General features: G+C 61.8%; 22 protein-coding genes and 2 pseudogenes. 8 read left to right on the top strand and 16 right to left on the bottom strand.

Annotation, left to right across the window (positions count from 1 at the left end; translation table 11 throughout):
* The coding region (locus AC4ELH_RS28585; RefSeq protein WP_498888164.1) for a class I SAM-dependent methyltransferase at positions 1-689 on the top strand (689 nt) is incomplete at its 5' end.
* 480 nt (positions 690-1,169) lie between these two features.
* Here AC4ELH_RS28585 and AC4ELH_RS28580 read toward each other — a convergent pair.
* From AC4ELH_RS28580 to AC4ELH_RS28565, 4 genes are all read right to left on the bottom strand, one after another.
* Positions 1,170-1,577 carry a carboxymuconolactone decarboxylase family protein gene (locus tag AC4ELH_RS28580; RefSeq protein ID WP_498888175.1) on the bottom strand — a complete coding sequence of 136 codons (408 nt, stop codon included), beginning with the start codon at positions 1,575-1,577 and terminating at the stop codon, positions 1,170-1,172.
* Between the two features lie 78 nt (positions 1,578-1,655).
* The gene (locus tag AC4ELH_RS28575) at positions 1,656-2,378 is read right to left on the bottom strand and encodes an MBL fold metallo-hydrolase (protein ID WP_498888163.1); all 723 of its coding nucleotides are present in this window, start codon (positions 2,376-2,378) and stop codon (positions 1,656-1,658) included.
* Positions 2,379-2,406: 28 nt separating this feature from the next.
* Entirely contained in the window at positions 2,407-3,360 is a 954-nt protein-coding gene (locus tag AC4ELH_RS28570; protein ID WP_498888161.1) for a fumarylacetoacetate hydrolase family protein, read from the bottom strand.
* On the bottom strand, positions 3,357-4,700 hold the full coding sequence (locus AC4ELH_RS28565; RefSeq protein WP_498888159.1) for an alpha/beta hydrolase family protein: 1,344 nt from the start codon (positions 4,698-4,700) through the stop codon (positions 3,357-3,359). The genes AC4ELH_RS28570 and AC4ELH_RS28565 overlap by 4 nt, the downstream gene beginning before the upstream one ends.
* A gap of 98 nt (positions 4,701-4,798) precedes the next feature.
* Between AC4ELH_RS28565 and AC4ELH_RS28560 the strand changes: the two genes are divergently transcribed.
* Both AC4ELH_RS28560 and AC4ELH_RS28555 read left to right on the top strand, forming a co-directional pair.
* Positions 4,799-5,416, top strand: a complete 618-nt coding sequence (locus AC4ELH_RS28560) for a TetR/AcrR family transcriptional regulator (RefSeq protein WP_498888157.1) — start codon at positions 4,799-4,801, stop codon at positions 5,414-5,416.
* Complete coding sequence (locus AC4ELH_RS28555; RefSeq protein ID WP_498888155.1) at positions 5,416-5,895, top strand: hypothetical protein; 480 nt, start codon at positions 5,416-5,418, stop codon at positions 5,893-5,895. The genes AC4ELH_RS28560 and AC4ELH_RS28555 overlap by 1 nt, the downstream gene beginning before the upstream one ends.
* A gap of 669 nt (positions 5,896-6,564) precedes the next feature.
* Here AC4ELH_RS28555 and AC4ELH_RS28550 read toward each other — a convergent pair.
* Complete coding sequence (locus tag AC4ELH_RS28550) at positions 6,565-7,119, bottom strand: hypothetical protein (protein WP_498888153.1); 555 nt, start codon at positions 7,117-7,119, stop codon at positions 6,565-6,567.
* Positions 7,120-7,727: 608 nt separating this feature from the next.
* On the opposite strand from AC4ELH_RS28550, the gene AC4ELH_RS28545 reads away from it, so the two are divergent.
* Positions 7,728-10,712, top strand: a complete 2,985-nt coding sequence (locus AC4ELH_RS28545; protein ID WP_498888151.1) for a protein kinase domain-containing protein — start codon at positions 7,728-7,730, stop codon at positions 10,710-10,712.
* 395 nt (positions 10,713-11,107) lie between these two features.
* Here AC4ELH_RS28545 and AC4ELH_RS28540 read toward each other — a convergent pair whose 3' ends face one another.
* The 8 genes and pseudogenes from AC4ELH_RS28540 to AC4ELH_RS28505 form a co-directional block, all read right to left on the bottom strand.
* Positions 11,108-11,851 (bottom strand): hypothetical protein, encoded by a 744-nt coding sequence (locus AC4ELH_RS28540; protein ID WP_498888149.1) that lies wholly within the window; start codon positions 11,849-11,851, stop codon positions 11,108-11,110.
* 371 nt (positions 11,852-12,222) lie between these two features.
* The gene (locus AC4ELH_RS28535; RefSeq protein ID WP_498888147.1) at positions 12,223-12,618 is read right to left on the bottom strand and encodes a hypothetical protein; all 396 of its coding nucleotides are present in this window, start codon (positions 12,616-12,618) and stop codon (positions 12,223-12,225) included.
* Positions 12,619-12,657: 39 nt separating this feature from the next.
* On the bottom strand, positions 12,658-13,731 hold the full coding sequence (locus AC4ELH_RS28530) for an ABC transporter ATP-binding protein (RefSeq protein ID WP_498888145.1): 1,074 nt from the start codon (positions 13,729-13,731) through the stop codon (positions 12,658-12,660).
* Positions 13,732-14,047: 316 nt separating this feature from the next.
* Positions 14,048-14,872 (bottom strand): alpha/beta hydrolase-fold protein, encoded by an 825-nt coding sequence (locus AC4ELH_RS28525; RefSeq protein WP_498888143.1) that lies wholly within the window; start codon positions 14,870-14,872, stop codon positions 14,048-14,050.
* Positions 14,873-14,996: 124 nt separating this feature from the next.
* Positions 14,997-15,113 (bottom strand): annotated as a pseudogene (locus AC4ELH_RS28520) (CAP domain-containing protein); the annotation flags it as partial.
* A 76-nt stretch (positions 15,114-15,189) separates the two neighbouring features.
* Positions 15,190-15,996, bottom strand: coding sequence for a DUF4386 family protein (locus AC4ELH_RS28515; protein ID WP_498888141.1), 807 nt, complete (start codon positions 15,994-15,996; stop codon positions 15,190-15,192).
* A gap of 59 nt (positions 15,997-16,055) precedes the next feature.
* On the bottom strand, positions 16,056-17,099 hold the full coding sequence (locus tag AC4ELH_RS28510; protein WP_498888139.1) for an LLM class F420-dependent oxidoreductase: 1,044 nt from the start codon (positions 17,097-17,099) through the stop codon (positions 16,056-16,058).
* A gap of 81 nt (positions 17,100-17,180) precedes the next feature.
* Positions 17,181-17,756, bottom strand: coding sequence for a TetR/AcrR family transcriptional regulator (locus tag AC4ELH_RS28505; protein ID WP_498888138.1), 576 nt, complete (start codon positions 17,754-17,756; stop codon positions 17,181-17,183).
* A gap of 30 nt (positions 17,757-17,786) precedes the next feature.
* Between AC4ELH_RS28505 and AC4ELH_RS28500 the strand changes: the two genes are divergently transcribed.
* Positions 17,787-18,971 (top strand): phosphotransferase family protein, encoded by a 1,185-nt coding sequence (locus AC4ELH_RS28500; protein WP_498888136.1) that lies wholly within the window; start codon positions 17,787-17,789, stop codon positions 18,969-18,971.
* 7 nt (positions 18,972-18,978) lie between these two features.
* Here the strand turns inward: AC4ELH_RS28500 and AC4ELH_RS28495 are convergent, their stop codons facing one another.
* Entirely contained in the window at positions 18,979-19,641 is a 663-nt protein-coding gene (locus tag AC4ELH_RS28495; protein ID WP_498888134.1) for a TetR/AcrR family transcriptional regulator, read from the bottom strand.
* A 263-nt stretch (positions 19,642-19,904) separates the two neighbouring features.
* Between AC4ELH_RS28495 and AC4ELH_RS28490 the strand changes: the two genes are divergently transcribed.
* The 3 genes and pseudogenes from AC4ELH_RS28490 (at position 19,905) to AC4ELH_RS28480 (ending at position 21,886) form a co-directional block, all read left to right on the top strand.
* The gene (locus tag AC4ELH_RS28490) at positions 19,905-20,336 is read left to right on the top strand and encodes a DUF732 domain-containing protein (protein ID WP_498888173.1); all 432 of its coding nucleotides are present in this window, start codon (positions 19,905-19,907) and stop codon (positions 20,334-20,336) included.
* A gap of 94 nt (positions 20,337-20,430) precedes the next feature.
* Positions 20,431-20,865: pseudogene (locus AC4ELH_RS28485) on the top strand (CAP domain-containing protein); the annotation flags it as partial.
* Positions 20,866-21,079: 214 nt separating this feature from the next.
* Positions 21,080-21,886, top strand: a complete 807-nt coding sequence (locus AC4ELH_RS28480; RefSeq protein ID WP_498888132.1) for a maleylpyruvate isomerase family mycothiol-dependent enzyme — start codon at positions 21,080-21,082, stop codon at positions 21,884-21,886.
* Between the two features lie 69 nt (positions 21,887-21,955).
* Here the strand turns inward: AC4ELH_RS28480 and AC4ELH_RS28475 are convergent, their stop codons facing one another.
* Together AC4ELH_RS28475 and AC4ELH_RS28470 are read right to left on the bottom strand one after the other, a co-directional pair.
* Positions 21,956-23,482, bottom strand: a complete 1,527-nt coding sequence (locus AC4ELH_RS28475; protein ID WP_498888130.1) for a GMC family oxidoreductase — start codon at positions 23,480-23,482, stop codon at positions 21,956-21,958.
* An 84-nt stretch (positions 23,483-23,566) separates the two neighbouring features.
* Positions 23,567-24,424, bottom strand: a complete 858-nt coding sequence (locus tag AC4ELH_RS28470; protein WP_498888128.1) for a PaaI family thioesterase — start codon at positions 24,422-24,424, stop codon at positions 23,567-23,569.
* Positions 24,425-24,557: the final 133 nt, after the last annotated feature.

Here is a 24,557-nt window from a genome sequence, read left to right as displayed (position 1 = left end):
CCTACAGTGGGCCACGACCCACCAACCCCAAGTCGCATAGCGACTGGACCACCAAACGGGTCCCCCTCAAGATGGTGCCCGCCCTGGCCGACATTCACCGCCTGGTCGGCGTCCTCATCGAGGAACGCGCTCCGTCTGACGCGAGGCTGCTGGTGCTGGGGGCCGGCGGAGGACTGGAGACGAAGGCACTCGCGGAGACTCACCCAGGGTGGACCTTCGATGCGGTCGACCCATCGGCTGCGATGCTGGATCTCGCGGTACAGACCCTCGGATCAAACGCGTCGCGGGTGACGATGCACAACGGATACATCGACGACGCACCGCTTGGACTCTTCGACGCCGCAACCAGTCTGCTGACACTGCACTTCCTTACACCCGACGAACGACTGCGTACAGCGACCGAGGTACGACGCCGGCTGATGCCCGGGGCCCCGTTCGTCGTGATGCATCTCAGCATTGCGCACCGCGACGAGGCTGAACGACAGACCTGGATAGACCGGCATGTGGCATACCTCGTCGCAACGGGCATCGATCCCGCGGATGCGCAGAAGGCTCGTGTTGCAATCGAATCCGGCGTCCCCGTCGTGTCACCAGAGGAAGACCGCACCATCCTCGAGGAGGCCGGCTTCACCAACGTCGCAGACTTCTTCCTGGCGTTCAACTTCCGGGGATGGGTCGGCTACGCGTAAGTCCACCCGGAGATCTAGCTAGCTTCATCTAGCTTTCCGGCCGGCTGTCAGTGTGATCGACCAGGGTGTGAACCCGGCTTTCCGCGATGCGCATGGTTTCGCGAAAGTTGGCTGGGTCTCGCTCCACCAGCATCAACAACTCCTCAGCTAGACGCTGTTGCATTCGCCCCCAGAACCCAAGATGGAATTGCCAGCGGAGAACTGAAAACGACAACCGAGCGGGGTGTAGGTTGCCATTGTGGACGGCGGACGACAGCTCTCCTACCTGTGACTTTGCCAAAGTGGCCACGGAGCTGGCGGGCGCATCTTTGCCATTCCGATTGCGGATCCGAGAACGGGACGGTTGTCCACGAACTGGGAGCCGGTTCGACTAGATCGCCGTACCCGACCGCACATGCGTGGATGCTCGATCGCTGTCTAGCGGAGTAGACCGATCGAACAGAGTCGTGGTCGATACCCAACAGGAAGCCTCGCCAGTGGTCAGAGTTTGTCGAACTCTTCCTGGGCTACGCGCATGGCGGCCAATGCAGCTGGCGCGCCGCAGTATCCGCTGGTGTGGATGATCGATTCGGTGATCTCTGCGCGAGTGAGTCCGTTGTTGAGAGAGCCGCGCACGTGGCCGCGAAGCTCATCGTGCGCTCGCAGTGCTGTGAGGATTCCCAGGTTGAGCAGGCTGCGGTCGCGGCGATCCAGGCCTGGGCGGTTCCAGATCCCGTCCCACACATGCTCGGTGATGAAGTGTTGAAGCTGTTCGGATTCGCTACCTGAAGTGCGGGTTAGTGCCTGGGTGACGAAATCGGTGCCCATCACTTCCTGACGAGTGCGCAGGCCGCTGGTGTAGGCCGGAGTTTTCATAGGTTCGGAGTTCGAGGGTTCGTTGTTAGTCATTGGCTGCCTGTCTGTCGCCGGAAAGGGGTATCCGTATCGTTCGTCGGCCACGATGCACATCACGGCGTGCCGGCCAGTTCAGGGGTGGTCGATGATGGGCAGCGGCGTGGACTCGTTGTGGACGATAGGTGCGCCGTGACCGGGAACCAGGGTATAGGCAGGTTGGCCGGCGAGCTGTTGTGCGCTGAGCCGGGACAGTGCTTCGTCGTGATTGAAGAACGATGGCAGCAGTTGCGGGCCGTCGTCGTCCAACAGGGGGTGCCCGGTGACGAGGGCGTCACCGGAGAACAGAACTTTCTCCGAAGGCATGAAATAGGCGGTGTGACCGGAGGTGTGTCCCGGCGACGGCACGGCGATCAGTCGACCCGGCAGTTGGGCAAGCACCTCGGCCGCGGCGGCAGTCGCTGTGGGCACTGTTGTCTTGATTCCCCCTCGCGCGGCTCTGATCGTTTGAGTGACCCACCTTCGACCACGCCGACTTCCGAGCTGTTTGAGCATCTCGCCAGGCGTAATTTGTTGTAGGTATTCGCGTTTGGCGTGCCGAACTTCTTCGGATCCGGTGTAGACCGGCATCCCGATGCGCTCGACGAGCGTGAGGATCGCGCCAATGTGGTCGAGGTGAGCGTGGGTCAACAGCACGGCGGCCACCTCATCGAGGTGGTGTCCGATTTGACGAATCGAGTCGAGCAGATTGTGGGTGTCGGCCGGATACCCGGCGTCGACGATGGTGACCGCGGATCCGTTGCTGATCAGTGCCCAGTTCACGTTTGTGCCGGCGACCACGTAAACGGAGTCCGACACCTGATCTATCCTCACCGAGATATCACCTCTAGCCTTGGATTCGGTGTTCGATGACACCGATCGCATCGATTTCCAGCCGCAGTTCGTCACCCGGCGCCAGCCATCGGCCCAGTTCCATCCCGCTGCCACCGGGCAGTGTGCCCGTGCTCAGCAGCTCGCCTGGAAAGAGCTGTTCGTCGCGCGATGCGTGGGCGACGGCCTCGGCCATGGAATACCGCATACCTGCAGTTGTGGTGCGCGAGACCGCTTTCCCGTTGATGGTCACGCTGGCGGCCAACCCGTCTAGACGGGCCGCAAGTGCTGAGCCGGCGACTGCGGTAGCCGACATCGAGCTGATGAAGTGCTTGGCTTTCTGCGGGCCGAAACCGGAACGCATTTCGGCCAGTTGCACGTCCCGCGCGGAGAAATCATTGACGACGACGACTGCGGCGATGGCGGCTGCAGCCTGCTCGACGGTGGCGTCGCGCAGTGGGGTTCCGAGCACGACACCGAGCTCGAGCTCGAAATCGAGGGCGCGACTATAGGACGGCGTGCGAATGGGCACTCCCGACGGTACAAACGTCAACGCGTTGGACATGTAGTAGATCGGCTCGCGATACCAGAGCGCCTTGGGCCGAAACGAGGGAAACGTTCGGCGAGTGACGGTTTCGTAGAGCCGAGCCACCCTATAGCCGCTCGGCACGAACCGCTTCGCCAGGCCACGGGCCGCATCAACGGCATGCTTCTCGTACACCATGAAATCGCGGAACGACGCCGGACAGACAGGCAGTACGGTGGCTCCGTCGGCGAGGCCCAACTGTTCATAGCGGGCGATCTCGAACGCCGGCGTGAACGCCGTCGGAGGCGTGCGCAGATCGTCGACCCCGATGGCGTCCTCGACAGCCAACCAGCCTGCCTCGCTCGAGATTTGGGTGTCAATGCGGTGGTTGGCGGCGTTTAGGACGCGCCGCATCCGTGGCAAGCCCTCGATCTCCTCGGTCACCGGACCGACTCCGCGATCGGAGCGCTCAAATGGTCGCGCCGAAATCTCGCCGCCAACTGCGTCCAATGCTCGGCGTTGCCCATGGCGCAGTGATCATCACCGGCATACAGCGCCAGCAATGCATTGGGCGCTTCGGCGGCGATGTCGATCGAGTCCTGCGTATCGGCCAAGGTGTCGCGGGCTCCGTTGATCACCAACAGCGGGGCGGAAATCTTGCTGCACAGGTCGGTCAGTGCGAAATCTGCCAACTTGCGCGACAAGTCGAGCGGGCTCGTGGCACCGAGAGTGTTGAGGAGGGTCCATACCAGGATTTCCGGCATGCCGACGGAGTTGAGCGTGCCGAAACTCCGGTCCGCGAGGGGCCCGTTGGACACCACCGCCTTCAACCGGTCGTCGACGGCGGCCATTCGGGTCGACCAGTACCCGCCGAAACTCGCGCCGAACATGCCGAGCCGGTCGGTGTCGACGCGGGGCTCAGCGACCAGGTAGTCGACGACTTTGGTGTATGCGGTTTGGGCGCCTTCCACCGTCAGTGGCGCGCTATAGCCATAGGTGCCCGGCATCTCCATGACGAACAGGCCCAGATTCCCGTCTCGCTGGGCCAGCATCGGGAACAGCACCTCGGCGATGCTGCCCTCCAGTCCGTTGGTGACCAGCACCGTTGGCACGTGGGTTGCGTCTTGGGGCAGCAGCAAGTACCCGCGGACCACGTCATCGCCACCGGAGGGGATTTCCACCACATCCACTGTCCACCCCATGGCCGGGGCGAGTGCGGTCATCAGAACCTCGGTCAGCCGATCCATTCGCTTGTAGGCGCAGAGCCGGCGCGGACTGAATCCTGGCCAAGCAGCGGCGAATTCGTAGACCAGCGCCTTGATCAACGCGTCCAGGGCCTCGGCGGCATCGGCGGATTCCGGGTGCTGGCTGCTGAACTTGACCACCGCGTCCGGATCGGCCACGGCTCCCCGATCGGCCAGGATCGTCACCGCAGGGCCCAACAACTCGCCGAGCACGGCGACGTCGACATCGCCCTGAGGGTCAGCGAGTTGTTCAGCGGACGGGCCGCCCAGGCGCTGGAGCGCCTTATCCGCCCGCGCCAATTGGTCATCGGCGAAGCCCTGCCAGTGCGACGCCCACTGTGCATCCTCGAATGTTCGACATGCGCACAGCTGGTTGCGGAACTGCGCATCGGTGAAACCGCCCAAATGCGTGAATCGATCCACAAATAGTTTGGGCAGAAATTCCGCCACTCCCAGCCGTCGCGCCGCCCAACCTGTGGTGTGCGTCAGCGCGCATGCCGTGACGGCCACCCGCTTCGCAGCTTGCAGCACCGATGCCATGACCAGCCTCCTCAGCGGACACAGTTGCAGAATGTTCTGCGTTAAAAATAGAGGGCAAGGCTGGGTAAAAGCAAGAAACTCTGCTTTAGTATGGGCGCATGGTCGAAGTCGCTGATCCCCCACCGTCTCGATCGCGGCCCGGCGGCCGCGCCGCCCGCGTGAAACAGGCAGTCCACCAAGCGGTGATCGACGCGGTGAGCGAGCACGGTGCCGACAAGGTCAGCATTCCCGACGTGAGCCGGCGTGCCGGCGTCCGCGACAGCTCCATCTACAGACGCTGGGGAACCCGGGAGAATCTGGTCCTTGACGCCCTACTGACTTCCAGCGCACGGGAACTGCCGATCCCCGACACCGGGTCGCTGCACACAGATCTGACCGCGTTCGGCTCCGCACTCGGTGAATACCTGGACACCCCGCTGGGCCGCGGCCTGGTGCGATCACTGTCTGCGGTCAGCGATTCCGACGACGTGGCAGCTGCCCGAGAAGCGTTCTGGGAACGGCGCTATCAGATGACCTTGCCGATGATCACGCGTGCGATCACCCGTGGCGAACTTCCGGGTGACGTCGATGCCCGGCAGGTGATCGAACTGCTCATCGCACCTATCCACTTCCGAAGCGCCCTCACCCGCCATCCGGTCGATGCGACCTACGTCTCCGAACTGGTAGGACGGGTCATTCAGGCAGCCCAGAAGCCCCACTCTGCCGTGAATCCCTGATGGCCAGGAATCACAGAACGCGGCCTTCCCGCGAAGCATCGGAACACAGGGAAACCTTCTCGGACTGGGTTGGGACCATCGGGCTGCAGCAAGACATTCGCCTTGGCCCAAGGCTCGAATCCGACCTCGGCTTGGACCGAGGGGACTGGTTCATCGTCGCGATAAACGTTGACCTGTCCTGCGTGAAAGGGACTCCTGACCGAATCACGATCGACGCAGTCGATCTCAGCGCATTTCATGACCACGCCGGATCTGGAAGCTTCTTCGACATCCTCGCACTGGCCGACGCTCGCGGAGCATTGCCCGTCACGCGCATCGAACTTTCCAACGAAAAAGCCCGGAACATCTTGCGCTACATGACCAAAGGCTGGATTCAGCTTCACATGTCCGGGCTCGACGCCTCCATCAAAGTCGTGGCGCACCGAACGCAGCCTGGCACCGATGCGGAATCCTGTGCACTACAACATATTCAGCATTGACGACGTCGTCGTGTCGTAGAGAGAGTGTAGGTTCTCAAACTGCGAGGCGGATGGCGAAGCGTCTACCTGCAGGTCTGCGGAGTTCTCATCAAAATGGCGGAATGGAGTTTCTCGTTTTCGTGGCGGATCCTAGAACCGTACGGTCGTGCCAGGAATTCGCCGGACAGATTAGGGTTGAATCCTCGCCGCGGTGAGTGTTGCAGCATCGAACTGAAAGGCTCCCCCTGATGCAAGCGTCAGTTGGCCGCAGCATGGCGCGCGAGTGGCCATCCTTCGATCTTGAAGATCATCGGCGGCGGTGTCGTCGGCGCCTCGCTCGCGTACGCGTTGTCCTGGTGGCGTGAGCGGAGACGAATCGGGCGCCCCAGCGGGAGGCCATCCGCCGCTGACAGACCGGTCAAACTGATAAGTTCCGGTGACGCCCTGGGAGGCCGGCATGACTTGCCCTCTGGTGCAGCCTATTTCAAGGATCCACGGTGCCGATAACCATGACGGATATGTCGTTGAACATCGGCTGGCGCGCAACCACGCAAGGCGTGCTTCGGGACAGCGCTGGGGCCGTCGCATTCAATTCGTCACCACGACCAGCTACATACTAAATATGCTGTTCCGCAATATGTTTGCGGATGCATGACATGCAACAATGGCCATTTTCTATGATGGCAATCATCAGCGAAGGGGCATCTGGCGGACGACGGTCAATGATCCCGCCCAATCCGAGCCGAAATCAACCACGGTTGCGTAACCATTTTCGCCGACGGTCACCGCGTCACCGACGCGCAGCGCCTGCGCACCAGCCCACGCGTATCCGTACTCAGTCTTCGAGTCGGCGAAGACGACCCTCACCAGCTGGCGGTCCTCATCATCGGTCAGGCGGAGATTCGGAAGCTGCAACGGTTCACCGCACGCGCAGCGCTGTCGGAGGCGCTGCGCGAGGCGCGGCTGGGGATGCTGTTCTAACGCAAGTACTTCCACACCGAACGCAGTCAAATCATTTAGACCCGCTTCGCGGTCCGGACCGGCAAAGCAGCCGTGCCTCATCACACACTGAATATGCCAACACGTGTCCTGCCTCAACGCCGGGCACGTGCAGCGCATGGTGCCGTGGACGATGTCGTCGGCGTAGACGGTGTAGATGTCAGCCCGCCTTCCGATCACTCTGAACGCTTGCCACCATTGGGGACAGCGCGGCGCGTAGGAGGCCACCAGCCCGTCGGCGGTCACGCCGCCGTCTGATCGTGATCGACTGCCCATTATGCAACCCCGTCGATTGGGTGTCAGATGCGCTGAGGGTAGCTGGGCCGCAGGCGTAGCGTGCCGATTCCCGGGCCTCAGCGCCGCGCACAGCAACGAACGTCTCCGTGTCGGTGTTTGCGGGACAGCCTCTGTCGAGCCACGGTGGGCCTCGGCTGCGGAAACTTCGCAGGTCAACCGCGCTGCGCCGATAGTTGGTTTGAACCAATTTCCTCTACGCCGCAACACCCCACGATGGATAACCGCGCTACCCGTCAAGTCACGGACGTATGTGCGCGCGCCGCTGCGGCGAACCGCATGGGTGCTGATAACTGGCGCCGTACGTGGGCTCGCGAAATGCCGCTCCAGTTGCTCTGCCGTTCGCCCACAGATCACTGAAAGAAAGATGATCATACGTAAGGGCACTGTCAGCAGTCCGGCGGTAGCGCCCACTGAGTCAGAGAAGCCCGCACTGCACATCGCCGTACCGAAGCCCCTGAACGCCAGAACACCCGCCACTGCAGTCCCAGCAAAGAGACGGTACCGCACAAACGCCGTCCTGGGTCCCGGTCGAGCCTATGCTCGGAACCGGGAGCAGGATGAACAGTGATCCTTTCCAGACACAACGGGACGCAGCGTCAGCCGTCGTCGAGCAGCTGAGCGCGGCCGGATTCACTGATGCCGAGATCATCGGCCGCGGGGGTTTCGGCCTCGTGTTCCGCTGCCACCAGGAAACACTGGACCGCACCGTCGCAGTCAAGGTACTGACCGCCGACCTCGACGAGGACCGCGACCGGTTTCTGCGAGAGCAACGGGCGATGGGCCGTCTTACCGGGCATCCCAACATCGTGGGTGTGTTGCAAATAGGGCAAACCGAAGGTGGTCTCCCCTACCTGGTGATGCAGTACCACCAACAGGGCTCACTTGAGGACCGGCTGAAACGTGTTGGTCGGTTACCCCCAAATGAAACCCTGCGGCTGGGGGTGAAGATGGCTGGCGCGTTGCAGGCCGCGCATCGGCTCGACATCCTGCACCGTGACGTCAAGCCGGCCAACATCCTGATCACCGATTTCGGGGAGCCCGCGTTGTGCGATTTCGGGATCGCCCATCTCACTGGGGCATTCGAGACCGCGGCGGGGACTTTCACGGGGTCACCGGCCTACACAGCCCCCGAGATTCTGTCCGGCGCACCCCCCACCCGGGCGTCGGATATCTACGGGCTCGGCGCCACTTTGTTCGCGGCCCTGACTGGCCATGCAGCTTTTGAACGTCGCTCCGGCGAGCAGATGGTCGCCCAGTTCCTGCGCATCGCCAACGAACCTGTACCTGATCTGCGCGACACCGGCATCCCCGATGACGTCGCTGCCGTAGTGGAAGCGGCCATGGCACCCGACCCCGAGGATCGCCCGGAGACCACAACCTTGGCCGAACACCTAAGGCAACTCCAGACCCACCGCGGACTAACCCCGGACATCATGGCTGTCAAAACCGACCAGCCCGGTCCAGGCGAACACAGTGCGGGGCGGGCCGCACTCGGAAACATCCCGCTGGAACTCACCAGCTTCATCGGCAGGCGCGCCGAGCTGGCCAATATCGGCGACAAGCTCGCCACATCACGCCTGGTCACCGTGATCGGATTCGGAGGCGTCGGTAAGACCCGGCTGGCCCTACGTGCCGCAGCCAACGCCCGACAGCACTACCCCGACGGCGTTTGGTTGGTTGAGCTGGGCGAATTGCGTGACCCGTTGCTGGTGCCCGACGTGGTCTCCGCGACGATCGGTTTACGTGACGAAAACGGCCGGTCCCTGCTCGACGTGCTCGTCGACTATCTACGAACCCGCACCGTGCTGCTTGTACTGGACAACTGTGAACAGGTCCTCGATGAAGCCGCAAAACTGGTCGATGTCGTACTGCGGCACTGTCCCGAGGTGCACATACTGGCCACCAGCCGCGAACGCCTGGGCGTCGGCGCCGAAACGGTCTTGCCGCTCGCCCCGCTGCCGCTGCCGGCCCCTGAACACCCGCCGTCCGTACGAGGGCTTCCCGACAATGACGCAGTCGCACTGTTCGCCGAGCGGGCTGCCGCCGCTGTACCGGGCTTCTCCCTGACTACCGAGAACACCCCCGCGATCGCCAGTATCTGTGCCCGCCTCGACGGACTACCGCTGGCGATCGAGCTGGCTGCCGCCCGGCTGCGTGCGATGTCTGTCGACCAGATCCTCGAACGGCTCACCGACCGCTACCAACTGTTGACACACGGCCAGCGCGACAGCCCTCAACGTCACCAGACCTTGTTGTGGAGTGTCGACTGGAGCTTCGACCTATGCACGCCCACCGAACAGCGGCTGTGGATCCGGTTGTCAGTGTTCTCCGGAAGCTTCGACCTTGCCGCCGCAGAACACATCTGCAACGACGACTTGGCTCCCGACCTCGTCATCGATCTAGTGAGCTCCTTGGTGGACAAATCGATCGTGGTCCGTATTGACACCCGCGCCGGAGTGCGGTTCCGGATGCTGGGCACGCTGCGCGATTACGCACGAACAAAACTCGACCACAGCACAGCGATAGATCTCCGCCGCCGACACCTGCACTGGTACCAGACGCTGATCAGCGACGCCGCAGCTGACTGGTTCAGTGCACGCCAACTCGACTGGATTCACCGCATCGACGTAGAGACACCGAATCTACGGTCCGCAGGAGAGTTCGCCCTCACCAATTCACCACAATCAGCGCTGGTCATCTCGGCGGCGCTATTTCAGTACGCAGTCGCGCGTGGCTTCCTCAGCGAAATGAGCCATTGGCTGCAACGCGCACTGAATGCGACCCCAGCCGACTACTGCACCGACCGGATCGCAGCCTTGTACGGTGCCGCAATCATCAGCTGTCTTCAAGGAGACGTGGCAACCGCCACCCAGCGAGTTACCCAGGCACGCACACTACTCACTCGAATCGACGATCCCCTTTCGCACGCACTGGTCGCGATCGCCGGCGGATTCTGTGCCATCGTCGCCGACCAGTGGGACAGTGCCCTCACTTCAGTCGATCACGCGCTTGCCGCTACCGAGGATCCGATCGCCCAAGTCCCGGCGATGGTGCTCAAGGGTCGGGTTCTCGAACACCAGGGTGAGATCGGACCAGCACTGATATGGCAGGAGAAAGCCCTAGCCGTCACCGAAGCGGCAGGCGAGGTGATGTATCGCTCTTACGTGTTGTGGTCACTCGGGGTGGGCTGGTTAGTGAACGACAAACCGCTACGCGCTCAACAGCTCCTACGCGAATGTCTCGACTTGTCACATCAGATCCCCGATCCCCGCAACGGTTCCGCCTGCCTGGAAGCGTTGGCCTGGATCGCACAAACTCGCCACGATGGGCAGCGGGCTGCGGTGCTGATGGGTGCTGCACAGAACCTGGGCAACCGGATCGGCGTAACGCCAGCTGTGCTTCCCGACTTGTCCAAGTTCCACGATCGATGCGTCCGAGATGCGCTGGTAATCCTTGGCGAACCAGCCTTCAACGCCGCCTATCAGCGGGGGCTCGGGATGGATTTCGACCAGGCGTTAGCCTACGAATTCAGCGTTGAGTAGCTGGCAGTGCCAGTGCCTGAACTCAAAGCCTTTGAACACCAAGGAACCCTCCGCCGACTGCCAACAACGGTCAGCAAAAGACGACGACTACGGGCCACCTGCGTGGCGCACCAACGAACCCGACCGCAATCCAGGATTCGAGTCTCGGTGATCGCTCTGTCCTTCCGGTATCCACCGACTGTCATTGCCACCCGTAAACAGATGTTCGGCGAAGTCGCTTCGCCACGTTATTCATCTGGGACTCCCTTGCACCCGGCAAGTCTCAACTGTCCAAGTTGATGGCATCAGTAGCTCCGGGCGGGATGCTACGCGAGTGCAGAATAGCTGTTGTTAGGCAGTCCGATTCGGCGCCCGATGTCGCGAAGCACGGTCGCATTATCGCCACCCAAAACCGATTACGCTGACAGCATGTCAGCCGGCAACTCTGCTGCACTTCCGCCTCGGATCAACGCCGCATTCGCCCGTCGGGTTACGACCGACATCACCACAAGGAACGCTGCGTAGGCCGTCAACGCCAGCCAGAACACAAAAATCCCGTTCCAAGCGAATGGACCCGAGAAGAAGAAGTAAGCCAAAATGTCTGGCACAAATGCAAATGCCACCCACAAGTTCAGATAACCAACCCAACGGGGGAACGACTTTCCTCGATCGGTCAGCACGGCGATACCAATCGCCACATTCTGAATAATGAAGGGCATGATCGGAGTGAAGAAGATGAGCCAGGTGAGGTCGTTGAGCATCATGATCGACTCAGGCGCCCGGAGCTCCGGACGAAACGTCAAGACTGCGAACAGCATCGACGCGAGCAGGTTGATGAGAATAGTTACAGACCCCGAGCCCAACTGAATCAGGGAGAGCAGTGGCAATCGCCGCTCCATCCGGAGCATGTGAATACTAATGACACCGACCATTGGCATCGCGAAACACACACCAAGTGTTGCAAGGACGAATCCGACCATCCGGCGAGTGCTATCGCTGGAATAGAACGCCACAACGTCGCTCAGGGTGTTTGAGGGCCCCAGCGGCAGAGGCAGCAAGCCCGCCACCAACCATCCGATGAGGGTGATTACAAGCGCCGCGAGTCCGCCCCACGAGCACAGGTTGAAGATCCGCAGTTTTGTTCGGTCGTCGGCAGACATTGGAACCCTTGTTACGTCGAGATGGATAGGATGTGCATCCGCACGGCGTTGACGCACGCATGGCGAGATAATTTAATCAATAATAAATATTCTTCACAACCCCGTGCAGGCCCTTTTATTTCAGAATTCCAGATCGAGCAACCACGGTCGCTCGCGTGGAGCGGGACCAGGCTGCGGCGAACTCAGGCACAACCCGAGCGACGACGCTGATGCAGCGCCGGTAGACATGTCCCCCAGTCCTTCCAGGCCCACACGTTATTCCGCCCGAGATGCGACTTGACGATGCAGAGGTCGAGTTCGCGATCAGCGATCCCGGACGTTACTGAGGAAACTGATTCTGACAGAACAGATCTAACCGATCGGGCGGCATGTCAGGACGCGCTGGGTATCGTCGATCCGTCCTCTACGGGAGACAGAGGCGATCGCCCAGCGTTGCGTTCATTGCGGCACGGCATCAGGAATTTCGGGCGCGACACCAATTCGGAATAGCTGCTGTTAGACAGTCTGATTCGGCGCCCGATGTCGCGAAGCACCGTCTCATCATCGCTTCCCACGAATCCCCTTATCCACGCCCACAACGCGCCGGACAGGGTGGAAGGCAGCGATGCACCACTGGCTGCAAATCCTTCGAGAAGTTGCCGGATGGCTCTTTCCTGTTCGCCCGCACCGATCCTGACGCAAAGCCAGGTGCGGGCACCCTCACCGAGGAAAGCATCTGCCGAGTCCATGAGCGCCCAGGCGAACGCAGACTCTTCAGCTCTGTTCATCGCGATCCTCACAGTTGTGCGTTTCAGCGGCCACAACGATCACAACGCGATGGCTCCGGTCGGGGCATCGTCCTCGACCGCACGGTGGTGGCGCGTGGTCGGCTCGTCACCGAACTCGTGCACCGCGTGCTTATGGGTGCCCTCGAGGTCGTCGAGGATCGCGGCCTGCGCGGCCGGCGGCAGGGTGTGCAGGATCTCGCGCACCCGGGCCTGGCGCCGGGCCACAGCCTTGCGCTCGGGCATACCCGGAGTGGCCATCAACTGCGGCGGCACACCCTCGATCTCCTCCACACCGCCATCGTGCTGACCGGCCTCGATCATGGCCTGCTCAGCGGCCGCAGTCGCCTCGTCCTTCTCCTCCGACATACCGATCGGCCCGATACGGCGACCGTTGAGGAACTGCTTGACGACGGGCTCTTCGCTGGTCAGCAGCACCTCGCGGGGACCGAACATGACCAGCTGCTTGCGGAACAGCATCCCGATGTTGTCGGGCACGGTCCGGGCGATGTTGATGTTGTGCGTCACGATCAGCACCGTGGCGTCGATCTGCGCGTTGATGTCGATGAGCAGCTGGGACAGGTAGGCGGTACGGACGGGGTCCAGACCGGAGTCCGGCTCGTCACACAGGATGATCTGCGGGTCGAGCACCAGGGCGCGGGCCAGGCCGGCACGCTTGCGCATACCGCCGGAGATCTCGCCGGGGAACTTGTGGCCGTCGTTCGGCATACCGACGAGCTCGAGCTTCTCCATCACGATGTTGCGGATTTCGCTCTCGCTCTTCTTCGTGTGCTCGCGCAACGGGAAGGCGGTGTTGTCGTAGATGTTCATCGAGCCGAACAGCGCGCCGTCCTGGAACAGCACACCGAACAGGGTGCGGATCTCGTAGAGCTCCTTGGCCGAGCACTCGAGGATGTTGGTGCCGTCGATGACGATCGAGCCACGCTCGGGGCGCAGCAGGCCGATCAGGGACTTCAGGAACACTGACTTACCGGTACCCGACGGGCCCAGCAACACGCTGACCTCGCCCTCGGGAATCGACATAGTGACGTCTTCCCAAATCTTTGACGATCCGAAAGATTTGCTCAGTCCCGTCACATCGATCTGGACGCCCATACGAAATCCTTTCTGGTCCTTAGATATTCAAGGTGCAGCCTTAGATGCAGCCGCTCGCGCAGGGATCCACAGGCAGTGCACCCATCGGCCCCGACATCGGAGGAGATCCTGTCGGCTGGTCAGAGGTGAGATCAACGTCGCCGTCAAGATCGGGCGCCATCGGGATGAAATGGCAAATCAACGAGACCGCGGCAGCGCACGGCGAATCCCCAGGCTGGGCGCCGGCAGGAGCCGCAAACGCCAGGGCGATCAACCACGCTGACGCAGCCAAAGACAGAGCTAGAACGCGGGCCATGGTTACTCCTCCGGTCGACAACTATCTGATGGCGGCCGCGAGGTCACCCGACATCGCGCCCAATTGCGGGCCCCAGCTGTTCCAGTCGTGCTGGCCGCCGGTCGGAAAGTCGAAGTGCCCGTTGCGCCCACCGACTGCGCGATAGTGGGTATAGAAGCTCCGGTTGCTGCCCTGCGCCTGATCGCAGTAACCAATCATCGCAGGCGGGTCACTGCAGGTCAGGGTCTGTGGGCTGAACACCCACAGCCGGGTGTTGTTGTCCACCAACAGCTGCACGTGGGCGTCCGGGTCATGCCACTTCCACCGACCGAACTGCGCAGGCCCCCACATGCCCTGGGTGTCGACCCCGCCGAATTGCGCCATACCTGCCGTAATCGCGCCGTTGAGGAAGGTGTTGCCGACAGTCAAGAAACCGGACATAGACCCGGCATACCGGAACCGGTCAGGGTGAAATTCCGCCAGCGTCAGCGCCGCAGTGCCACCCTGTGCGGCGCCGACGACGCCGTGCCCGGTCGGAGCCAGGCCCTTGTTGGACGCCAGCCAGTCCGGCAACTCCTGGGACAAGAAGGTCTCCCACTGCTTGCTGCCGTCCTGTTCCCAGTTGGTGTACATGCTGAACGCGCCGCCGGCCGGAGCAGCCACCGAGATGCCCTTACCCGCCAGCATGCTGAATGCGCCCGCACCCACCCACCTGCTCACATCCGGACCCGCGTTGAACGCATCCAGCAGGTACACCGCATGCGGACCGCCAGCTTGGAATGCCACCGGGATGTCCCGGCCCATCGCCGCAGACGGCACCGTCAGCATCTCGACGGTGTCGGCTTTCGCCTGAGCGGCCGACCACATGCAAAGACCCAACGCGGTCACGAGGAACATACGCAGCAATCGCACGGCAACACTAATTGGCTAATCTCCTTCTAGAACAGCACACCTGACGCTCGTCGGGCACCTGCAATGACTCCGATGTCAACTAGATCGGCGGATATGCCGGCGGCGGATACGTACCGCGAAGCGCCCACGGCAACCAATTGAAGAAGTATTCGAGTTCGTCACTTGCGTCGTAGTCAGGGCTGGGATCCACAAGCACTCTCCGATCAACTTATCTGAATTATCTTGCTGAGCAAGGTAATCTGCTCACCTCAAGGGAAATCTTGTTCAGGGCGCTACTCCACCTCTAGACGACGCAAGGCGCGGAAAGCGAACGGCGTCAAGACTGCGATGAGGACAAAGAACATCACGAACACGGCCCAGAAGTTGAGTACGCCATGCCAGGCGAACGGGCCGGTGTGCGCAAACGGCACGAAGACGAGAGGGATGTAGACCGCCGCGGTCAGGAAACAGACGTAGCCCACCCAGCGAGGAAACAGCGGTTCGGTGCGTCGGTCTTTCAAGATCGCAATTCCCAATGCCACGCTCTGCAAGAACGAGAACATCCATGTCAGATCGAAGAACAACCACCCCAAGTCGTACAACGTCTGGATGCTCTCCGCCGAGCGTGCTTCGGACCGAAATGCGGCGGTCTGCCAGACAATTGCCGGAACGACGGTAACCACACCGGTCATCAGGCCACCGATCAACTCCGTCATGGACAGGGGGCCCATCGGCCCCTCCATGCGGCTGACGATCTTCGACAGCGCGACGCTCCAGGTGTAATAGCACGGAGCACCCACCGCCATCAGCACCATGCCGATTCGGATCGACGTCTCGTGCTCACGGAAGTATGCGGCAATACCCGCCGCATCGAGGTCCTCGCCGGGCGGTGGCCAGAAACCCGCGAACACGGCGAATCCCAACAGTCCTAGCCCGGCATAGATGACAACTGTCCACAACGCAACACGAAGAAGTCGATAGTCGGCGCGGTCAGTGGCGATGCGATCGCTCGCGCTTGGGTTGACGGTGACTGTCACGTTTCTCCTCCGGTCCGACTTCGGGTCCACCGACACTTGGGCCGGCCCGAGCGCCGTACCCACAGGAAGACTTTAATCAAAATTAAGATAAAAAACTGCGAAATAGCGCTTTTGCTGCAGCGTCAAATTATGAACCCCTTCACCGTAGCCATCGCATCGATCCGCTCAGCGTGTGAGGACGCAACGGGATCGGCCAGCACGCAGGTGACGCCCGCATCCTTGAGGGCAGCCAGCCGATCCCCTAGCTCGGCACGACTACCGATCAGCGAGATCGCCCGTGCGAATTCCTCCGGAACAGCCTCGGCTGCAGCTGATTTCGCACCACCAAGGAAGAGTTCTTGAATCTTGAGCGCTTGCCGCGGGTAACCGTACCGAGCGAAGAGGGCGTTGTAGTAGTTCTTACCAGCGGCACCCATGCCGCCCACATACAGCGCCACGTTCGCGCGGACGGCGTTCAATGCACTTGTCACGCGATCGGAGTCGTCCGAGATCAGTAGCGGGCATTGCACGCTGATGCCTAGAGCATCGAGTTCACCGTCGCGGCGAGCTTTTCCCGCCCGCAACGCGTCACCGAACGCGCGATCGGCTCGTTCGGGATGAAACAGAATGGGTTGCCACTCATCGAAGATCTCAGCGGCCAACTCAACGTTCTTGGGCCCTATCGCGGCCAGCGCCATCGGAATCCGGGCCCGCACAGGTGTCCCGATGATTTTCAGCGGCTTCCCCAGCCCGGATCCGCCAGAATCGACGCCCAGCGGCAACGTGTAGTGCTTCCCGCGGTACTCGCTGGCCTCCCGCCGCCAGATCTTGCGGCAGATGTCCACGTGTTCGCGCGCACGTTCGACAGGGGCGTCGTATTTGACCCCGTGGAAACCTTCGATGACTTGCGGGCCCGACGCACCGATACCAAGGATGCACCGACCACCACTCACGTAGTCGATTCCGGCGGCCGTCATGGCCAGGTTTGTGGGCGTCCGGGAAAACATCGGCAACACGCCGAAGGCCAGCTCGGCGCGGCGCGTCTTGGCAGCCACATATCCCATCTGGCTGACCGCATCCACACTGTAAGCCTCGGCAATCATGACCCGATCAAGACCCACCTGTTCGAACTCGGGGAGTCGGTCAACGACTGCGGCAAACTCACTTCCGTAGTAGCGCAAGGGCATACCTAGTTTCACAGCTGCATCTCCTTCATCGGTTTTCGCCGCGTCGGCCGCGACGTTCCCTGGCCGTGGCCAGGTAGTGCTTCACTGCGGTTGGCCTTCCAGAACGGAGAGGAGATCCCGGAAGATCGCTTCCAGCCCCTTAAGATCAGGCGCAAGGGCGGCCTGCTCGTAGCCGATAAGCAGGTACAGCGCCGCATCGGCGAATCGGTTGGCACGCGGCTCGTCGTTAGCGATCTGGAGCGCGGAGTCAAATACCACCTGTCGGCGCAGCTCATCTACTTCCGCCTGCACCGCATGCACGTCAGGATCGACCCGGCTCCAGGCACGGATCGCACCCTCAGCCGTGTGATCCAGACTCAGCGCCACTTCGACGAGTCGCTCGATGCGTCGGTACGGATCGAGTTCGCCGCGCAGTAGACGCAGTTGCGTCAAGGTCGCCTCGTTCTTCCAATATTCGATCACCTGCCTCCGGTACTGCGCCCAACTGCCGAAGAAGTGATAGAACGACCCGGACGTGACCATTAGGCGGCTACACACTTCGGCGAGCTTGAGGCCAAGATGCCCCTGGTCAGCCAAGGTCTGCAGACCGACAACCATGTAGTCTTCACGCGTTGCAGACTTGTTTGCACGCACCCGCGCGGACCCCGTTGTTGCCATGCACGTATTCTAATGCAGAATAAATAATGCATGGTCACCGCGGGCGATCCGTCGCCTGGACCGTGGCAGACCACCGCGGGTCCTTGGCTTGTGCCGTTGGACGCGCTCCGCGATCTTCAGTGGAACAGAGCGACAGAAGGGTCGATGGCAATGGACCTGCGGAAATCCACCGGTGCTGACATCTCGCCAACCTCAGCTACTGGCGGCATGTGGACACAACCTGAATCCGTTGCACAGTGGCTGGAACGGCACCAGGCAGATGTCACGCCCCCGGTAATGATCAAGCGGGTCGGAATCGGCCAGTCGAATATCACCACAGTCGTCACCGATCACGCTAGCCGCGAATGGGTGATGCGTGAGCCACCGCCAGGCGACTCCGCCAGCAACGCACACGACGTGCTACGCGAAGCCCAGATACTCGGGGCACTTGCGGAAACCGACGTACCGGTGCCCAGAGTCCTTGGAACAGGAGTGAGTCCCTCCGGTTCACCTTTTCTGGTCATGGAGCGAGCACCCGGCGCACCCCTGGAAAGCGAACACGACGCCCGAGAATTGAACCCCAACCAGCGCCGGGCCCTCGGCGTTTCTGTCGCAGAGACACTGGGCCGTCTGCACCGTCTCGACGCTTCCATTCTGGGTATCGACACGTCTACCACTCCATATCTTATTCGCCAGTTGCGTCGAGTATCAGCAGCTTGGGAGCGGGTGCGCCACGCCAGCCGACATGACCGCGATTGGGAGGCGGTGTGCTCCGGTTTGTCACAGCGGCTCCCGCGACCGTCACCCGCGGTCATCATGCACGGCGACTATCGGCTGTCCAATCTTTTGGTTTCCGCGGGGCGCATCACCGCAGTGCTCGACTGGGAGCTGTGCACCATCGGCGATCCATTCGCCGACCTCGCGTGGTTACTCGACGACTGGCGTCCTGCTGAGGAGTCGGCCATCGTGATGCCGTCACCTACCCGCGCCGGGGGCTTTCCCGATCGCGACGAAATGATCGAGGTATACCGCGACGTGACGGGCTTTCAAGTCGGGGGGCTCGACTACTACAGGGCATTCTCGCAATGGCGTGCCGCCAGCCTTCTCGAGGGCGTACGAGCGCGCCGACTGGCCGGCACGATGGGTTCACACGCAGCAATCGACCCCGAGGAGCTCGAAAACTCCATCGGTGTGCTGCTGACCTCGGCCGCCGGGCATCTCGCGAAGGTGGCCTGAGGCGCCTTTACTTTGCGGAAATGTCAGTGAGCCCATGCCGGATCACTGACTGGGCGTTTGCGACCACCGTTTCAATCGCGCCGCGCCGCGGATTCCACCATTCCACCGCCCAATTCAGTGCACCGAGCACCAACATCTGAGCGATGTAGAGGTCCAGCTCTGGCCGGAGCACGCCTTCACGGGCAACATCGTTGATCAATCTGCGCCAGATCTCTCCATAGCGCTCTTCCTCCAGGACCTGACGCTTGCGGATGTCCTGAGGAACCTGCCCGGCGTTGCGAATCGCAGCAGTCGTGTAGTGCGAGATTTCGAGCGCATGCCGCAGGTGCGCCTCGACAGCGATCAGCAGTTTGTCAATTGGGGCACTTCCGTCAGGAACCTCCTCCAGGACCGCGGCAACATGTGATCGCATATCGGCGATACCCGACCACATGACCTCTTCGATGAGCTCGTCGCGGGATGGGAAGTAGTAGTAAATGGCCGGCGCCTGTAGCTCTGCCTCGGCCGCCACGTCAGTGAGCCGCAAGCCGGCGTAGCCATGTTCCGACAGCACGCGTGCAGCTGCATCCAAGATTCTCGAGCGTGTCAACGCCGACTTAGATTCTGAAATCGACTCACCGAGAATCGACTCGTCGATGTCGGCTCGCGGCCGGGAGCGTTGCCTGGGCATCCGCCCATGATACGGCCGAAACAATCGACCGATCGACGTTGCCGTAGCTCCGACTGGCTGGCGTTTTCCCCCATCCGCGGCCTTACATGACACTCAGCGGCCGCCACCGTTGCTCGATACCTCTCACGCAGAAACCCCGCATCCAGACCTGCTGCGGCATTGCCTCGCCCAAGCCGAGGCTTCACTGCATCACACACCAGTTGCTTAATTTGCAATAAAAAATGCTTGACCTGAGCGCATCCATTGCGCACAGTTGACACGTGATCTCCGTAACAGGATCCCACCCCGGCGGACCGGCTCATGCCCCTGGCGCATCGCGCAGAGCATCTCAGGGACGGACGTGGGTCCGCACCGCATTAGCATTTGTTGGCACCACCGCCACCGCAGCACTGACGTTGAGCTCAGCGGGCGTCGCGCAAGCCGATACGGTCGCCTACCTGGTCAACGTTACGGTGCGGCCGGGGTACGGATTTCCCAACGCCCAAGCAGCCGTGGACTACGGCAACGGACTGTGCGACAAGATTCGATCCGGCCGTCCCTACGCATCGCTCATGGCCGATGTGAAGCACGACTTCGGAACTTCCGACGAGTACCAAGCGTCGTATCTCATTACGCAGGCCACCAACGAACTATGCCCCGCCGCCATTTGGCAGTTGAGAGAATCGGCTGCCGGCTACCGCCTGGGATCGGAGTAGATCTGTGCCACACACCCAATTTTCTTTCGATCAGCGCCATCGGCGCAGATCAGTCACGAGACTCCTGATAGCCGGGCGCACAGCAGTTTTGGCGATGACGATCGCGACCGCCATCGCAGCACCGGCACACGCCGACAACCGCCGCTTCAACAACAGCGTCGTTGCCAACGTGTACACCGTGCAGCATCAAGCGGGATGCCAGAACAACGTGGCGGCGAACCCGCAACTGACCCTGGCTGCGCAATGGCACGCAATTGACGTGCTCAACAACCGCGAGCTGGGCGGCGATCTCGGATCGGATAGCTCCACACCCCAGTCACGCGCGGAGGCGGCCGGCTACCACGGAGTTGTGCAGCAGACGGTCGGTATCAACCCGGCACTCGCGATCAGTGGCATTGAGTTGATCAACCAGTGGTACTACGACCCCGCGTCGCTTGCCATCATGCAGAACTGCGCCAACACCCAGATGGGCGTCTGGTCGGAGAACAGCTTGGACCGAACCGTAGTGGTCGCGGTCTACGGCCACCCGGCCTGATTGATGCGCCACTCCGAGGCATCACATCCGGGTAGCGGACAGTCGAATTTCGGTGCACCATTGGTTATTTCGAGAACCGAACGCGATGTTTTAATCTCACATAGAAACTTGTTGACTTGTCACCTTGCGCTGCGCACAGTTGTTGTGTGAATTCTCAACCGATCACCGATCTGCCTGATCCCTCGCACGTGGGATGGCAGTAAAAACCATGACCCTTGCCCCCTTGAAGCGCCCAGCTCACAGGGACGGCGTCGTTGCCCTACGTGCTGAGCGCGCCGAGCTTCTCGACCTGTGCCATACCCTCAGCGACTCGCAATGGCGGTTGCCCAGCATGGCACCCGGCTGGACTGTTCAGGATGTGGTCAGTCACATCGGAGCCGGGTGCCATGCGATCTTCACCACCGAGTCTCTGAAACTGTTACTGAGCAAAGATATCGAGCAGTCCAACGACGAGATGGTCTGGGCGCGGCGGGTGAGGCGGCCCGATGAGACCGTGGCGGAATACGAGCGGTGGAGTGCGCGAATCATCCAGCTCGCCACGCTGGTCACCAAATCGCCCCTGACTAGATTGCCAGTACCGCTAGCCGAGCTCGGTCGCTTTTCCGTGGGGCTATTGCTCACGGGCGCCATGGTTTTCGATCATCACACACATATGCGCCACGATCTTGCGCCTGCACTGGGTCTGTCACCTTCCCCTCCTGCTCCCCGCCGGATGACCGTCGTGATCGACTGGATGCTGGCGGTGCTGGGGAACCAACTCCGATCAGGACGCCCGGAGTGGCTGAGTCGCCCTGTGGGCCTGCGTCTTACCGGGCCGGGCGGAGACGCGTGGACGATCCAACGAGACGGTCGCATACTTTCAGGAATCGAACGGCCGGCTGTGGAGATCGTCGGGGACAGCTCCGACTTTCCCTCGTGGGCAACAAAGCGTTCGGATTGGCGCGACTACGACATCAACATAGTCGGAGACACCGGCTACGGGGCGGTATTCCTCGACGAGTTGAACGTGGTCTGAGAATGACCGCCCCTACTGCACGTCTGGGGAGCGGGATCTTGACAACTGCCGAAAATCAGACCATCGATTTCACAGGTGATCAGACAGAATGAGATCGCTCGCACGGTGCGCGATCATCATGGTTGGAGCGTTCGTGTTGCCTGATGTCAGCGTCGGCATGACCGAGGCATCCGCCACTCTCAGCCGTTCGATGCCATTCACCCGCAGCGTGGTGTCCACCACCGAAGCATCGTCCGTGCCCATTCGGCAGGTTCCGACTGCGTGGTAGATGCTGCTCTCCGCCTTCGCCAGCCACGCCTTGTCGTTCGGCGCGCCACCGTCGAGACGTTCTCCGGCGAGCCCACGCATCGCGGCCTGCGATCCAATCAGGTCACGGGTCAGCGCAACCCCATCGGTCAACTTGCGCACATCGTCAGCGCAACTGAGCCTGGCGAATTCGATGGCCGGTCGTCCGGCACGCAAGCCCACGCGGCCCCGCGCTTCAGGACGCAACAACACCGTGTACACGGTGAACGCGTCAGACCGCTTCAATGACGCGCGCCCACGAATCGGGTCAAGTTCGTATCGGACTGGGGTGATGGCAATTTGGAGATCCTCGGTGAACAGCTGCGCCTCAAACGGGGTTGTCGTCAGCGGACCTGTTCCACTCCGGGCAAGGGAATTGAATCCCTTCACGATATCTATCGGCCCCAGAGTGTTGATCGTGGGCACCTTCGACTCCCAGTGCTGAGCCACGACGAGGTGATCCTGAAAGTTTTCACCTACACCAGCCAGATTCAGCACTGAGCCTTCTGGACCGATACCAGACCGTAGTAACAGTGCCGCACTGCCGATGGCTCCAGCGCTCAAAATGACTTCCTTGTGGGCCCATAGGGTGCGCCCGTCCTCACATTCGACCCCGATAGCGCGACCCGACTTGACCAACACCCTGGCAACCCTGATATTCGTGATCAGGCGTGGCCGCGAACCTCGTTCCTGCCCCCGAAGATAGCCGTGGGCTGACGAAGAACGAAGACCCCTTTTCTGATTGACCTGACACCGCGCAACGCCGAGTTGCCCGCGTCCGTTCTGATCAAGGTTGCGACTGTGCCCCGCTTCGACAGCCGCTTCGATGAACGCATCGTCAAGAACATGACGATGGCCGCACCAGGAGACGTTCACCGGCCCCGAGTCACCGCGATATTCGTCGGCCCCACCGACCCAGTTTTCGATCGCCCTGAAATACGGCAGCACATCGGCACTGGCCCAACCACTTGCGCCACTAGACGCCCAAGAGTCGAAGTCCGAGGCGCGCCCACGGTTGAACACCATGGCGTTGATGGAACCGCTACCACCAACGATGCGCCCGCCGGCAAAGGCACTCGCCAAACCGCTCTTGCTGGTGTCGGCCACCACGGGATAGCGCCAGTTCGCCGTGGCAAAGAGCGACATGATGCCGAAAGGCACGCGTACATCCGGCCGTCGATCCGTCCCACCGGCCTCGACGAGCAGGACGTTGGCCCCTGCGGAGGCCAGGCGGGATGCGACAATCGATCCTGCCGATCCGGCCCCAACCACAATATATTCGGCGTCTCGGTTATCTAGTTCACGCTTCATCAATGGCTCTTCCACAGATCTGACGGACGGCAACCGGATTGGGCCGCAGCTCACGGGGACATCAGGCTTCGCGGCTTCACCTGGTCACTTCGTCGCAGGTTGAAGCCGGCTCGTTGCAGTCACCGTGGCTACTGTGCACAGCTCGCCCCGACCGCCGCGGCCGAGCACTTCCACGACCGCCGAGGACCTGCCGACGTGATGGAGGCGGGCGGTCGCGACGAACGGCGCATCGGCTACGACCGGACGCAAGTAGCTGGTGTGCACATGCGCAGTGGACAGGGTGGGATTGCGCGCGCGGACCGCCTCTGCTGCTGCCAGCTCGGAGACACATGCCGACACACCGCCGTGCAGAATGCCGAATCCGTTCACCCAGTTTCCAGGATCCATCAGGGCGATCTCGACACCGTCACTGAGGTCGCGATGTTGGAGTCCGAGCACGGCGCTGGCGTCGAAGTCATCGTGGACGGCGGATGGCGCTGCCGCGGCGTCGGCCACCGGATCCTCGCCGGTGGCCGCCACATAGGCCGTCCTCGCGTTGCCTACCGCGACCAGTCTTCCTGCGGCCGTGGTGATCCGGCATTGCAAGAACGCGTCCGTGCCCCCGGTCACATCGACCGCTTCAGCGAACAAGACATCGGTCGACGGGAGGTCCCCGATGACGTCCAGGGTCAACTCGGCGGTCAGCGACCATGTTTTCGGTGGGCGCCGCATATACGGGAGCTCTCCGAGAATGTGATCGGCCAGCGCCGCCAAGGCGCCGACCCGTGGCCTCCCCTGCGGGTCACGCGCCCACGCCGGGGCAACGAACGCGCACCGATTGCCTCCGGCATCGGTAGGAGAGCAGTCACGAAGCCCGAACCGTGACTCAACCGTCCTCGAGTCCTCAATCATGCACCACGCGGCGTCGGCGGCTGCCTGACGCGCATCCTCAGTGATCGACATCGTCAGCCCCGTGCCAGAGGTCCAGTGGCGCTGCCGTGTCCGGACGCGAGTCCTTGCAACCTCTCGTCGGGATGCCGCGCAAAAAGGCCGCTCTGCCACAGATCCCGAGCGACGCGTACGTCATTTGCGGTGA

The organism is Mycobacterium shunyiense (assembly GCF_058270075.1).
Note: the sequence above shows the minus strand (reverse complement) of the source record. Positions and strands in the feature narration are given on the sequence as shown.